The organism is Mesorhizobium sp. Root102, assembly GCF_001425625.1.
GTDB lineage: Bacteria > Pseudomonadota > Alphaproteobacteria > Rhizobiales > Rhizobiaceae > Mesorhizobium.
In genome coordinates, this window is the sequence record NZ_LMCP01000001.1 from 525417 (window position 1) to 539372 (window position 13956).

The 13956-nt window shown below is 65.2% G+C and carries 12 protein-coding genes; 8 read left to right on the forward strand and 4 right to left on the reverse strand.

Translation table 11 applies throughout. From position 1 onward, the window contains the following. Positions 1 to 64 precede the first annotated feature (64 nt). The 5 genes from ASD12_RS02460 to ASD12_RS02480 are packed head-to-tail and all read left to right on the forward strand — an operon-like array spanning position 65 to position 4812. Positions 65 to 862 (forward strand): ABC transporter ATP-binding protein, encoded by a 798-nt coding sequence (locus ASD12_RS02460; RefSeq protein WP_056581609.1) that lies wholly within the window; start codon positions 65 to 67, stop codon positions 860 to 862. Beyond that, positions 859 to 1626: an ABC transporter ATP-binding protein gene (locus tag ASD12_RS02465; protein ID WP_056581612.1), complete on the forward strand. Its 768-nt coding sequence runs from the start codon at positions 859 to 861 to the stop codon at positions 1624 to 1626. The genes ASD12_RS02460 and ASD12_RS02465 overlap by 4 nt, the downstream gene beginning before the upstream one ends. Next, positions 1623 to 2531 carry a branched-chain amino acid ABC transporter permease gene (locus ASD12_RS02470; RefSeq protein ID WP_056581615.1) on the forward strand — a complete coding sequence of 303 codons (909 nt, stop codon included), beginning with the start codon at positions 1623 to 1625 and terminating at the stop codon, positions 2529 to 2531. Before ASD12_RS02465 ends, ASD12_RS02470 begins: the two co-directional genes overlap by 4 nt. After that, positions 2528 to 3511: a branched-chain amino acid ABC transporter permease gene (locus ASD12_RS02475; RefSeq protein ID WP_056581931.1), complete on the forward strand. Its 984-nt coding sequence runs from the start codon at positions 2528 to 2530 to the stop codon at positions 3509 to 3511. The genes ASD12_RS02470 and ASD12_RS02475 overlap by 4 nt, the downstream gene beginning before the upstream one ends. Beyond that, complete coding sequence (locus ASD12_RS02480) at positions 3508 to 4812, forward strand: FAD-dependent oxidoreductase (protein ID WP_056581619.1); 1305 nt, start codon at positions 3508 to 3510, stop codon at positions 4810 to 4812. Before ASD12_RS02475 ends, ASD12_RS02480 begins: the two co-directional genes overlap by 4 nt. Positions 4813 to 4816: 4 nt before the next feature. On the opposite strand, the gene ASD12_RS02485 is transcribed toward ASD12_RS02480, so the two are convergent. Genes ASD12_RS02485 through ASD12_RS02500 form a run of 4 tightly spaced genes read right to left on the reverse strand, consistent with a single transcriptional unit; the run spans position 4817 to position 9155 of the window. Then, a complete protein-coding gene (locus tag ASD12_RS02485; protein ID WP_056581622.1) occupies positions 4817 to 5473 on the reverse strand; it encodes a GntR family transcriptional regulator in 657 nt (218 codons plus the stop codon). Positions 5474 to 5489: 16 nt separating this feature from the next. After that, a complete protein-coding gene (locus tag ASD12_RS02490) occupies positions 5490 to 6794 on the reverse strand; it encodes an aspartate aminotransferase family protein (protein ID WP_056581627.1) in 1305 nt (434 codons plus the stop codon). Between the two features lie 4 nt (positions 6795 to 6798). Further along, positions 6799 to 7857 (reverse strand): phosphotransferase, encoded by a 1059-nt coding sequence (locus tag ASD12_RS02495; protein ID WP_056581630.1) that lies wholly within the window; start codon positions 7855 to 7857, stop codon positions 6799 to 6801. Beyond that, positions 7854 to 9155, reverse strand: coding sequence for an ArgE/DapE family deacylase (locus ASD12_RS02500; RefSeq protein ID WP_056581636.1), 1302 nt, complete (start codon positions 9153 to 9155; stop codon positions 7854 to 7856). Before ASD12_RS02500 ends, ASD12_RS02495 begins: the two co-directional genes overlap by 4 nt. A 182-nt stretch (positions 9156 to 9337) precedes the next feature. On the opposite strand from ASD12_RS02500, the gene ASD12_RS02505 reads away from it, so the two are divergent. From ASD12_RS02505 to ASD12_RS02515, 3 genes are all read left to right on the forward strand, one after another. After that, positions 9338 to 10021 carry a GNAT family N-acetyltransferase gene (locus ASD12_RS02505; RefSeq protein ID WP_244482710.1) on the forward strand — a complete coding sequence of 228 codons (684 nt, stop codon included), beginning with the start codon at positions 9338 to 9340 and terminating at the stop codon, positions 10019 to 10021. Then, complete coding sequence (locus ASD12_RS02510; protein WP_056581643.1) at positions 10022 to 12748, forward strand: LuxR C-terminal-related transcriptional regulator; 2727 nt, start codon at positions 10022 to 10024, stop codon at positions 12746 to 12748. An 83-nt stretch (positions 12749 to 12831) separates the two neighbouring features. Then, on the forward strand, positions 12832 to 13953 hold the full coding sequence (locus ASD12_RS02515; RefSeq protein ID WP_056581646.1) for a class II histone deacetylase: 1122 nt from the start codon (positions 12832 to 12834) through the stop codon (positions 13951 to 13953). Positions 13954 to 13956 lie beyond the last annotated feature (3 nt).

Sequence of the window (13956 nt, forward strand, 5' to 3'; positions counted from 1 at the left end):
AAGCAAGTGTGATCACAAATCATAATCAGGAGACGGCAACGATCGTCTTCGGCCAGAGGGTTTGATGAGCGAGGCAACCAAGCGGCAAGGGGAAACCCGCGCGCCGGTTCTGACGGCAAGGAATGTCGTCAGGCGGTTCGGCGGCCTTGTCGCGGTCAACAACGTCTCGTTTGACGTCAAAGCGGGAGAAATCCTCGGCCTGATCGGCCCCAATGGCGCCGGCAAGACGACGATGTTCGATCTGCTCGCCGGCAGCATCCTGCCGACCAGCGGCGAGATTCTTCTCAACGGCACGTCTGTCTCGGGCGAAGCTGCACATCTGCGCATCGGCCGTGGCCTTGGCCGCACCTTCCAGATCCCGCGCCCGCTGCCCAATCTGACGCTGATCGAAAACATCATGCTGGCGGCACAGGGTCAGGCCGGCGAGAAGCTGCTCGCAAATTTCGTCAGGCCATGGCGCGTCGCCGCACAGGAAAGAGCCGCCAGGACAAAGGCGCTCGAACTGCTTGAGTTGGTTACCCTCACCCACCTTGCACATGAGCCGGCGCGCGTGCTTTCCGGCGGCCAGCGCAAGCTGCTCGAACTCGCCCGCGTCGTGATGGCCGATCCGGCGATCATCCTGCTCGACGAACCGGCCGCGGGCGTCAACGCGACGCTGCTCGAAGTCATCATCGACCGCATCCGCGACATCAACGCGCGCGGCATCACCTTCCTGCTGATCGAGCACAACATCGACATGGTGACGCGGCTCTGCCACCGCGTCCTGGTCATGGCGAGCGGCCAGCTGCTCAGCGAAGGCACGGCCGAAGAAGTCGCTCGCGACCCGCGCGTCATCGAGGCCTATCTTGGAGGCGCGGCATGAGCGAGATCGTTCTCGATGTCCGCGACCTCGAAGCCGGTTACGAGCCCGGCGTACCGATCGTGCGCGGCGCCTCGATCACCGTCAAAAAGGGCGAGATCGTCGTCGTCCTCGGCCCCAACGGCGCCGGCAAGTCGAGCTTCATCAAGGCCATCGCCGGCCTCGTCCCGATCACCGGCGGCTCGGTGTTTCTGGACGGCAAGGACATCACCGCCGCCCCCGCGCACACCATGGTGCGGCTTGGGCTGGCTTTCGTTCCACAGACCGAAAACATCTTTCCGCTGATGTCGGTCGAGGACAATCTGAAAGTCGCCTGCGGCATCCTCGAACGGCGCGAAATCCCTGCCCGCATCGAGGAGATGTATGCAGCCTTCCCCGACCTCGTCCGCCAGCGTCGCACCGCCGCCGGCAACCTCTCGGGCGGACAGCGGCAGATGCTGGCCGTCGCACGAGCGCTGATCGTCCACCCCAAAGTGCTGGTGCTGGACGAGCCGTCGGCCGGCCTGTCGCCGAAATTCGTCTCGACGGTGTTCGAGATGCTGGCCGGCATCCGCAAGTCCGGCGTCACCATCCTACTGGTCGAACAGAACGCCAAAGCAGCGCTCGCCATCGGCGACCGCGCCTATGTGCTGGTCGAGGGCAAGGACCGGCACGAGGGCATCGCCGCCGAACTGTGGAACGACCCGGTCGTCGCCGAACTCTATCTCGGCCAGCGCCCGCTTGGTGCAGAGAAGACGGGGCACGCCGGCAAAGGAGGCACGGCATGAGCCTGCAATTTGTCGTCGACGGATTGCTGACGGGTTCGATGATCGGCCTCGGCGCCATCGGCGTGACGCTTACCTATTCGATCCTGCGTTTCTCGAACTTTGCCCATGGCGACTTCATGGCCTGGGGCACCTATGCGACGCTGGCCGTCGTCAGCGCCATCGGCGCGACCTTCGGCAAGGTGGCGCCGATCGCACCGCTCTCCTTTGGCTGGCCGCTGATTGTCGCGCTGGTCGTCGGCATGGCCTTCACCGCGCTCCTGGCGCTGCTGCTCGACAAGGTGCTGTTCGCGCGGCTGCGTTCGCAAGGGCAGGCGATCATCGTGGTGATGGCGAGCTTCGGCGCCTCGATGGCGCTGAGAAGCCTGCTCGAATTCACCTTCACCTCGCGGCCGACCTATTTCAGCCGGGCGATCCAGATCGCCATGCCGGTCGGCTTCGGCATCCGCATCACGCCTGACCAGATCGCCTTGCTGCTGCTGACCGCGGTGCTGGTGCTCGGCGTGCATCTGTTGATGACGCGTACGCAGACCGGCCGCTCGATGCAGGCCTTGAGCCAGAACGCGGCACTGGCCCGCATCGTCGGCATCGACGTCGCCAGCGTGGTGCGCGTCACCTGGGTCATCGGCGGGGCGCTCGCCTGCGTGGCCGGCGTGATGATCGGCATTCTGGTGCAGATCCGCCCGTTCATGGGCTTCGACATGCTGCTGCCGATGTTCGCCGCCGCCATTCTCGGCGGCATCGGCAGCATCCCCGGCGCCGTGCTCGGCGGCCTGATCATCGGGCTCGCCGAAGCCGGTGCGGTGCAGCTGATCGGCGCCGAATGGCGCGCCGCCGTCTCCTTCATCATCCTGATGGCGGTGCTGTTCGTGCGGCCGATCGGCTTGTTTGGTGTGAGGGAACGCTGATGGACCTGCTCGGCTACGGCGCCTTCTTCCTGACCACCGCGCTGATCTTCTCGCTGGTCACGCTGGGGCTCAATCTGCAATGGGGTCTGACCGGCCTGTTCAATGTCGGCCTTGCCGGCTTTGTCGCCATTGGCGCCTATACATCGGCGCTGCTGACGACACCGGACGATGCCGCACGGCTTGGCGGCTTCGGCCTGCCGATCCTTGTCGGCTGGCTCGGCGCCATGGTCGTCGGCGGCATCGCCGCAGCCCTTACCGGCATGGCGACGCTGCGGCTCAGATCCGACTATCTGGCGATCACCACATTCGGTGTTGCAGTCGTCGTGCAACTGGTCGCGCTCAATGCGCAGAAGCTGACGGGCGGACCATTCGGCATCGGTTTCATCCCGCGCCCGTTCGGCGGCCTTGCCGAGACGCCGCTGCTGTTCAACTTGTCGAACCTCGCCGTCGTTTCGGTGGTCACGCTGGTCGCCTATCTCGCTCTGGAACATCTTTCGCGCAGTCCATGGGGACGTGTCCTGAAGGCGCTGCGCGAGGATGAGCGGGCGGCGATCTCGCTTGGCAAGAGCGCGCGTTTCTACCGCGTCCAGGCATTTGCCGTCGGCGGCGCCATCATGGCGCTGGCCGGCGCGCTGCAGGCGCATTTCACCGGCTTCATCGCGCCGGACAATTATTTGCCGATCCTGACCTTCCAGGTCTGGGTGATGCTGATCGTCGGCGGCTCGGGCAGCAATCTCGGCGCCGTCATCGGCAGCATCCTGGTGTGGGCGATATGGGCCGGATCGGGCACGCTGACCAGCATCCTGTTCCCGCCGGAACAACAGGCTCGCGCCGCCGCGCTGCAGATCGCCGCCATCGGCGTCATGCTCTGCGTCATCCTGCTGATCCGGCCGAACGGCCTGTTCGGCGACAGGCCGCGACGGCCACGCTTCAGCAAGCGGGCGAAGATCGCTGCGGGCGAGAGCAGTTCCGGGTCATGAATGCCGTGGTCCGGCAGGAGGCACAAGGCGCTTCGCTGTGGCATGCTGTCAGCCGCAACCGCCGCGAGCGTCCGACGCTGCAGGACGACCTCGATGTCGACCTGGCCATCGTCGGTGGCGGCTTTTCCGGCCTTTCAACCGCGCTGCACGCCGCCGGGAAAGGACTTTCCGTCGCCCTTCTCGAAGCCGAATTCATCGCCTGGGGCGCGACCGGCAGGAATGCGGGCTTCGTCGTGCCGAACTTCGCCAAGATGGACCCGGCCGACATACTGGCCCACCTCGGACCTTCGCGCGGCGAAAGGCTTATCGATTTCGCCGCTGGCAGCGCCGACCTGGTCTTCCGCCTGATCCGGCAGCACGGCATCGACTGCGACGCGGTCCAGAACGGATGGATCCAGCCGGCGCATTCGCCTGCCGCCTTCGAGAAGGTCAAGTCACGTGCCGGTCAATGGGCACAGCGTGGCCGGCCGGCAGCCACATTGGATCGGCAGGAAATCGAAGCACTGACGGGTGTGCCAGGCTATGTCGGCGGCTGGATGGATCGTTCCGGCGGCGTGCTCAATCCGGTCGCCTATGCGCGCGGGCTCGCCGATGCGGCGGAGAAGGCCGGCGCGAAGATCTTCGAGCAGACGCGCGTCACCTCGGTCGATCGCATGGCCGGTGGCTGGGTGCTGAAGACGCCTACGGGTTCGGTGCGCGCCGCAAAGGTGTTGATTGCCACCAACGCCTATGGCTGGTCCCTCAACCCGTCATTGCAACGAACCTATTTTCCGTTGAGGGTTTTCCAGATCGCCACAGCGCCACTGCCTCGTGACGTGCGCAGCGGGTTGCTTCCCGGCGGGCAAGGTGTCGGCGACACCAGGCGAAATCTCTTCACCTTCCGCTTCGACGCGGACAACCGTCTAATCAGCGGCGGCATGCATATTCTCGGCGCTGGCGCCGACTCGCGTGTACCGCAGACGATCTGGCGGCGGCTTGGCCGGCATCTTGGTCTGCCCGACTTGCCGCCGCTTGCCTATAGCTGGTCGGGAATGGCAGCGGTCGAACCTGATTTCCTGCCGCACCTGATCGACCTCGGGCCGGGCCTGATCGCCGGGCGCGCCTGCAACGGCCGGGGCATCGCCATGACCACGGCGATGGGCAAGGTGCTGGCGGACTGGGCCGCTGGAACCGACGCGCGCGACCTGCCGCTGTCCTTTGCTGCGCCGGCGCCAATCCCGTTCCATACCGTGCTGCGGCATGCACCAAACCTGCTGCTGGGCTGGAGCATGCTGCGCGACCGGCTGGACGGGACGAGCTAGGCGGTCACTTCACCTTGCCCAGGTTTGCCGACAGCACGGCGGCCGCCATAGCGATATCCTCTTCTATGAAAGTCCGCACAGTGGGGCCGCTACGCTGCTCCAGTGCGGCGACGATCTTGCGATGCGCGTCGTTCGACTGCGGGATGTAGCGATCGGCCTGCATCAGCAGCTTGAGATAGGGCCCAACCCGCCCCCAGAGGTCGCGGATCATGTTGAGCAGGATCGGCGCGCCCGCTTGCTGGTAGATGGCGAAGTGGAACGCCTGGTTCAGTGTCAGGTAGGCTCTGGCGTCGCCGGCCTCGATGGCGCACTGCATGCCGGTGAGCGTGCCCTGTATGTCAACGAGCCCGCTCTCTGTCATCCGCGACGCCGCCATCTCGCCCGCCAGTCCCTCGACGGCGATACGGATGCGGGTCAGTTCCTCGAAGGCTGGCGCGGACAGCAACGGCACGATGACCGAGCGGTTGTTCTGCATCTCGAGCAGCCGTTCAGCGACCAGCCGCTGCAGCGCCTCGCGGATCGGCGTCGTCGAGATGCCGAACGTCTCGGCGAGCTTGCGAATGACCAGCGTCTGCCCTGGGCTGAAGCCACCTGAAATCAACTCCTGCTTGAGCGCGCCATAGGCGCGGTCATTCAGGGTTTGATGTTCAAGCTTCAGCATACGCGGCCCGCTCCGATCACCAGTTCGACAATGCGCGATCGAGTGTCTCGGCCAGTTGCTCGGCATTGTCCCTGGCAAACGGCAGAGGTGGCCTGATCTTCAGCACATTGCCGCGCGGACCGCAGGACGAGATCAGCACGCCGTCCTCTCGCATGGCTTCGACGACCGCCGATGTCTTGGTGGCGGCCAGAGCCTCGTCGCCGTCCGCCGTCAGCTCGACGCCGAAATAAAGGCCGTTGTGCCTGACGTCAGCGACCATGGCATGCCGGCTCTGCACCGCGCACAGCAGCTCACTTGTGTAGGCACCGACGTTGCGGGCATTCTCGATCAGTCCTTCGCCTTCGATCACCTCGAGAACGGCGAGGCCGACTGCGGCCGCGACCGGATTGCCGCCGAATGTGTTGAAGTAGCCCGTGTTTGAGCCGAAGGAGGCAACAAGCTGCGGCCGCACGAGCACCGCGCCCATCGGATGCCCGTCGCCGATCGGCTTGCCCATCGTGACGATGTCGGGCTCGATGCCATAATTGGCGAATCCCCACATGCCCTGGCCAAGCCGTCCGAAGCCGGACTGGACCTCATCGGCAATGACGATGCCGCCGGCCTTTTTCACGTGGTCGGCAGCCTCGCGCATGACCGCGGCATCCGGAAAGAAGATGCCGTCGCTGGAAAAGGCTGAGTCGAGAAGCAGCGCGGCCGGCCGGATGTTTTGCGCGCGCATGTCCTCGATCGCGGCGGCGACATTCCTGGCGAAATCATGCGCGGCTCGGCCATGGTCTCGGAATGTGTCCGGCGCCGACACGGTGCGGTGCTGCGCGGGCACGCCCTTTGCTCCGACCGCCGCCGGCGACAGCTGCGCCGTCGCGATCGTAGCGCCATGATAGGCAAAGTCTGTGATGATCACCCCGGCGCCGCCGCTGGAGTGCTGGGCGATGCGGATGGCAAGATCATTGGCCTCGCTGCCGGTGCAGGTGAACATGGCGTGGCCGAGATGGGCTGGAACGGTGCCGAGAAGTTTCTCCGCGTAGTCGAGGATGATCTCGCTGAGATAGCGCGTGTGGGTGTTCAGCGCGGCGGCCTGCCCCGCAAGCGCCTCGACGACGCGCGGGTGGCAGTGCCCGACCGAGGCGACGTTGTTGTAGGCGTCGAGGAACTTGCGGCCCTGTGCATCGTAGAGCCACACACCGCTGCCGCGCACCAGATGGATCGGGTTGCGATAAAAGGCGCGGTAGGTCGGCCCGAGCAGCCTGGCGCGGCGCTCGAGCAGCGCGTGCTCCGACGCAGCCGCGTCGGCATTTGCAGGATAAGGCGAAGACTGGGACACGCATCTACTCCGGATTGGAATGGTCGAGAAAATAGCGGCGGGCATCCACGGACGAAAGCTCGTCCAGCCGTTCGAGTGACGCCCAGACCTCGGTGATGAGCCGGAGCACGTAGTCGCGCTTGGCCGGAAAGCGCTCGGCTTGCCAGCTGGCGATGTTGGCGATCAGAGCAATGCGGGCGCGGATCAGATCGAAGAGAATGCCGATCTCTTGCTCCTCAAGCCGCTGGACCGATTGATAGCCGGCGACAAAGCGCGCGGCCGGTGCCAGCGGATGGCCTTCCGCCGGCCAGCGGTACACGGCGCCGATGGCAAGATCGCAGATCAGCGGCGAATGGATCATATCGCCGAAATCGAGAATGCCGCTCACGACCTCCGGCCGCGACGCGTCCATGACCACATTGTAGGAATTCATGTCGTTGTGGACGATCTGCGCGCGCAGGGTCGGGATGACCGGCGCCGCATGCTCCTCGAAGGAGTCGATCGCGCGCTCGACCATGGCCCGGTGATGGGCATCGGCGATATGCGCCATCATCGGCCGCGTCTTGGCGACCTTTCGGATATCCCAGAGCAGGTCGCTGCCGGCGGCGGGATGGAAGAAGCCGCTCAGCGCCCGGCCAAGGCGGGCGAGGAAGATGCCGAGGTTGCGATCCTGCGCTTCGGAAGTCGGCGAGCGCGACAGCAACTGGCCTGGCAGATAGGTCACCAACCGGATGATGCGCGGTGCCGATCCACCGACACTGACCGCGAACTGCGCCTCGCCCTCAAGGCTTTTGCGCACCGAGGGAACCGGCAAGGTGGGGTCGACTGCAAAAATGTGGTCGAGCGCCTTGTTCTGGAAATCGGTGAAGCCGGCCTCTTCCGCCGGGTGCGAGATCTTCAGGACGAACTCGCCCTCGGCGTCGGCCTGGATGTGGAAGTTATGATCGCGCTCGCCAGGCAACGGACGCGCAGTGCCGGTGAGCCCGTAGTGCCGGCGCAAGATGGCCAGCGCGTCGGCGATCGAAACGTCAGGCGCGTCCTCGGCGAGCGTTTCGCCGAAACCGTCGGGCACGGCTGCATTCATGAGCTCGCCTCCGGATCGAGCGGCTCAAGACCGCACCAGTCGGCGATGAACAGCGCTATGGTCTGGGTAACCTTGCGCACAGAATCCAGATCGACGGCCTCGTCATAGCCATGCGGCATGCGGCAGATCGGGCCATAGACGATCGCCGGCGTGTCGGCGTAGAGGCCAAAGAAACGCGCATCCGTGGTCGCCGAGGTGACGTGTTCCGTCAGCGGTTCGCCCCAGACGGCGGTGTGGCTGCGCCGCAGCACGGCTTCCATCTCGTCGGCACCCTCCAGAACATAACCCTCGGCCATGAAGCCGTTGTAGGTGAGGCTCGGCGGGCGGTTGGCCAGGAACGGGTCGGCACGCGCTGCATCGGCGATGCATGCCTCGAGCTCGGCCCTGGCGTCTTCGAGACTCTGACCGGGATAGGTTGCGACCCGCATCTCGAAGACACAGCGCGCCGGAACGCTCGATGTCCACTCGCCGCCTTCGATCTTGCCGAGGTTGAAGCGGATCGGGTGCGGGTGATCGCGGAAATGCTTGTCATCAACCTTGCGCGCGTTCCAGACGATTTCGAGCTGCTTCAGCGCCTGGATGATGACGAACGCCTTTTCGATGGCGTTGGCGCCGGCCGAGAAAGCGCCCGACGCATGCTGCGGATCGCCGTCGACCTCGACCCGGAACCAGATCGGCCCGACCTGTGCCCGCATCAGTCTCGGCTCCAGCGGTTCGGGAATGAAGGCGGCATCGGCGTGGTAGCCGCGCTGCAGGCAGGCGAGCGCACCATTGCCGGTGCATTCTTCCTCGACCACCGACTGGAGGTAGACGTTCGCGGCCGGCTGATAGCCGAGACAGCGCAAGGCGGTCAGCGCATAGAGGCAGGCGGACAGACCTGCCTTCATGTCGCCGGCACCTCGGCCATGCATCCAGCCATCCTCGATCGCCGGATCGTAGGGATCGCGCAGCCAGCGGTCGGATGGCCCTGTCGGCACGACATCGATATGGCCGTTGAGGATCAGCGAGCGGCCGGTCGCGTTTCTCGGTGTGTGGGTGGCAACGACATTGAAGGCGTCGTCATAGGAAACCGCCACGGGTGAAAAACCCGGCAGGTCGCGAATCGCGTCGACATCGACACGCCACATGTCGACCGCATAGCCGTCAGCCTCGTAGGCAGCCGCCATGAACGATTGCGCGGCGTGTTCCTCGCCACGCTGGGAGGGAAAGCGCACGAGGTCTTGCAGGAACGCTACCTGTCGCGCGAAGCCGTCATCGACCGCGCTGAGAATGGCCTCGTCCGCAATCCGTTCAGGCATGACATTTCACTTTCGTCTGGGTGGTGTATCATATCTCATATGCCATTCCTGGGAATTACAAGAGGCATATGGGCCGAAACGTCAGGCCAGAGCTTGCCGTTCGATGCCGCCACGCTGCTGGGGAGTTGGCATCGGATGCAGCAAGCCGATACTGCTGTCTGGAAGACATGACGAGGAATGACTTGATCAGCGAAGACACGATGCCGGCCGACATCACCGATCTCGCCACTGGCTACTGGCGCCTGCCGGCGGGCAAGCTCGCCAATGCAGTGACGTGGATGGAGGCGCGCGCGCCGCAGCCCGGTCTCGCAAAGCCCTTGGCCATGACCCGGATCACCATGCCCGACTGCGCTTCGTATCGGGCGATCTTTCTCGAGATCGGCGCGCCCTGGCTGTGGGATCGCGTTTCCGAAATGTCTGACGCCGAGATTGCGGCGCATTTTGCCGACCCGCGCCAGCATCTCTACTACGGCCATGACGAGACCGGCGCCCATCTCGGCATGGTCGAATTCGTCGTCGCTGACAGCAGCGAGATCGAGATCACCTATTTCGGCCTGTTCCCGTCCCTGACCGGCAAAGGTTTCGGCAAGCGGCTGATGGCCGGCGCTCTGGATCTCGCTTGGCGCCTTAACCCTAACCGTATCTGGCTGCATACAAGCAGCTTCGATCATCACAGCGTCATCGGCTTCTACAGTGCCTGCGGGTTCGTGCCCTTCGCGACCGGATTTGAAATAGTCGACGATCCCCGGATCAAGGGAACCTTGCCGCGCGATGCCGCACCGCAGATTCCCCTGATCGAAGCGGAGTGGAGCAATGGCAAAGGAGCCTCGCTCTCCTCGGAGAACCGACAGGTTGCGCGGACCTAGATGAGAACAGGTCCGCAATCCGTCAGCCAAGCGTCGCCGCAGCATCGCCGATGGGTGCGCCGCGAGACCATTCTGTCGATGCTGGAGCGCCATATCGACACGCGCATCGTGCTGTTCGCCGCGCCGGCGGGCTTCGGCAAGTCGACGACGATGGCGCAATGGGCTGCGGAAGTCGCGCGCCACGGCCGGTTGACGGCATGGCTGTCGTGCGAGGCGACGGACAATGATGAGGGCGCCTTCCTGTCGCATCTGGTGGGTGCGCTGCGCCATCTGGTCCAGAGCCCTGCCGAGCTCGACCTCGCCTTCCAGTCGAGCCCGATACCGCAACTCGATGTCGTGCTCGCAGCATTGGTGGCGGGTCTGGCGGCGCGCGAGGCCGACATCACCGTGTTCTTCGACGACTACCACGCTGTCGAGGCGCCGGCGGTGAAGCGGTTCATGGAGCGCCTGACCCGGCAGGCGCCGGCCAACGTCGCCTTCGTCATCGGCTCGCGCAGCCTGCCCGACCTGCAGCTCGGCAAGCTCCGGGTGCTTGGCGACGTTTTCGAAATCGGTCCCGACGATCTGCGTTTCGCCTCGTCCGAAGCCGAAGCTTTCTTCAACGAGAAGCTGGGCCTGAGCGTCAGCAGCGGCACGGTGGAAACCTTGTGTTCACGGACAGAAGGATGGGCCGCCGGCCTGCAACTGGCCTCGCTGTCACTGAGTGCCGCGCATGCACCTGAAACCGTCATCGGCAATTTCACCGGCGCCAACCGCAACGTCGCAGACTTCCTGATGGGCGAAGTGTTCCTGGAACTGCCGCCGGCGATCGCGAAGTTTCTGCTCTACAGTTCGATCTTCGAACGCTTCAGCGCGGAGGCCTGCCGGGCGGTGATGCGGGCGGCCGACGCCGAGGCGGCGATAACCGAAATCGAGACGCGCAACCTGTTCCTGGTGCCGCTCGACGAAGAACGGCGCTGGTTCCGCTATCATCATCTGTTCCACGATTTCCTCACCCGCGAAATGGAACGGCGCGAACCGGAAATGATCGCGCCGCTGCATCTGGCGGCCGCCGAATGGTTCGGCGAGCGCAAGATGCTGACCGAGGCGATCGGGCACGCGCTGGCCGCCGGCGACCAGGCTCGCGCGGCGGTGTTCGTGGAGAACAATGCGCTCGACCTCATCGCCCAGTGCCAGCTTCTTTACGTACGCCAGTTGCTGGCGCTGCTGCCGAGGCAACTGATCGACCAGCGCATCCGGCTGCAGCTCGTCGTGCTGTGGCTGGCGGTGCACAGCAGCCAGCCCGAGATTGCCCAACAGACGCTCAGCAATGCGCGCAAGCTGGTCGAGACCGGACCGGCTGACAGCAGTGACCCAGGCACCATGACCGGAACCACGATCGAGGCCGAGCTCGTGGTTCTCGCCGCTGCCGTGCACAGCACGCTGGAGCAGTTCGATCAGGCGCGCGACACGGCACTTGCGGCCCTGCGCGTCATCGCGCCCGATGCCTGGTTCATGGAGGGCGCGACCGCCAATGTCATTGGCTACAATCTCTATGCGCTGGGCGACCTCGAAGGTGCGCGCGCCGCGATCGATGCGGCGCGACGGGCGCATGAGCGAAGCGGTAGCCTGCTCGGCGTCACCATTGCCAATTGCTACATGGCCGTCGTCGAGCGTTCGGCGGGCCGCCTGCCCGCCGCAGAGCGGCTGCTGCGCAACGCCATCATCGAGGCCAGGGCGCGGATCGGTGCAAACTCCTATGCCGAGGCCCTGGCCGGAACGCTGCTTGCCGAGCTTGCCTATGAAACCAATGCATCGGGCGAGGCGCTGACCCTGGTCGAGAATCTCGGCCCGCAGATCGAAGGCGCGGCGGTCATCGTCTATCCCTTGGCCAGCGTGCCGACCTACGCCCGCGTGCTGCAGTTGACCGGTCGCACCGAAGCAGCACTGGATATGCTGGAGCGCGTCTATCAACGCGTGCGCGGCACGGTGTATCGCCGCCTGGCATCGATGATCATGCATGATCGCATACGCGTGCTGCTCGACCAGAACCGCAATGCCGAGGCGCGCGCGCTGCTGGCCGAGCATCGCGGCGGAGAGGCCGACGCGTCGACCATCATCACCACCGCCAACGAGTTCGAGTTCTTTGCCGAGGGCCGCCTGCTGACCGCTGAGAAATCCTATGCCGATGCCGCGCGGGTCTTCGACGCGCTGCTGGAGCGAACGCGAAGCAGCGGGCGCATGCGCCGCCATATATTGGCGCTGATCCTGAGCGCCAAGGCAGCCAGCGCCGCCCATGACCAACGCGAGGCCGACCGCACTCTGCTCGGCGCGCTGCGCCTTGCCCAGCCCTCCGGCTTCATCCGTTCCTTCGTCGACGAGGGAAGGTCTGTGGTCGAAGGGTTGATGCGCCTGCGTGCGGCTCAGGCAAAGACCGATCCCGCACTGTCAGCCTATGCGACGCGCATCATCGACGCTGCGCAGGCGATGCCCGTGGCGACACGCAAGCTGGCCGCACCAGCCGTTGAGAAGGAACAGCTCACCCAGCGCGAGGCCGAATTGCTGCGCTATCTCGCCGAGGGCATGTCCAATCGCGATATCGCCCTTGCATTGTCGGTGAGCGAAACCACGGTGAAATGGCATTTGAAGAACATTTTCGGCAAGCTGGCGGTGACCAACCGAGTCCAGGCGGTGCGCGCCACGCAAGGGTCCGCAGGCGCCCATACCCCTCCGAAAGGAGGGGCATAGATAACAGGCTTAACCCCTCTTTCGGGTCGGGCCACATGATCGTTAGCCTGCTAGCGTCACCGAGTTTTCAGAGGACGCTGCGGATGGCGACAGGCTACGTTTTTCACGAACAGCTGATGTGGCATGACACCGGCTCCAGCGCCGACATGATGCCTCCCGGCCGTTTCGTGGAACCCGGCCGCCATCTGGAATCGCCCGGCTCGAAGCGCCGGCTGAACAATTTGATCCAGGTCAGCGGCCTGTCGCGCCATCTGGTGCCGATCATCCCGGAGCCGGTCTCGGTCGAGGACCTGCTGCGCGTGCACACGCAACGCCATGTCGACGATATCCGCATGCTCAGCGAGCGCGGCTCCGGTTTCGCCGGGCCGCAGGCGCCCATCGGCCTCAACAGTTTCGACATCGCCCTGCTGTCGGCCGGCACCACCTACGCCGCCATGCGCGCCGTTCTGACCGGCCGCGTCGACAATGCCTATGCGCTGGCGCGGCCGCCGGGGCACCATGCCGAACCCGAGCAGGCGATGGGCAACTGCCTGTTCTCCAACATCGGCGTCTCCGTGCGCCGGCTGCAGCACGAAGGCCTGCTCGGCCGCGCCGCCGTGGTCGACTGGGATGTACACCACGGCAACGGCACCGAGAGGGTGTTTTATTCCGACCCGTCGGTGCTGACCATTTCCCTGCATCAGGACAATCTCTACCCGACCGGGCGGGGCGCGCTGGCCGACAACGGCACGGGCGCCGGCGAAGGCTACAACATCAATATCCCGCTGCCCGCCGGCAGCGGGACCGGCGCCTATGAAGCGACCTTCGACCGCGTCGTCGCCCCGGCGTTGCGCGCCTACAGGCCGGATTTCGTCATCGTCGCCTCCGGCTTCGATGCGTCCGGCTTTGATCCGCTCGGCCGCATGATGCTCAACAGCGAGTGCTTCCGGCGGCTCGCCGCGCGGATGGTGGCGCTGGCCGCCGAAACATCGAACGGTCGATTGATCATGACCCATGAAGGCGGTTACTCAGAAGGCTATGTGCCGTTCTGCGGCCATGCCGTGATCGAGACGCTGGCCAATCACCGCACCGAGGTGGTCGACCCGCTGTCGGAGCATATCGACGAATGGGCCGGGCAAGATTTGCAGCCGCACCAGGCCGCGGTGATCGACGCCGCAGAGGGGCTGCTCGCCGGCCTGCGCCAACGCCTCGCCAGTGCGGCCTGACGC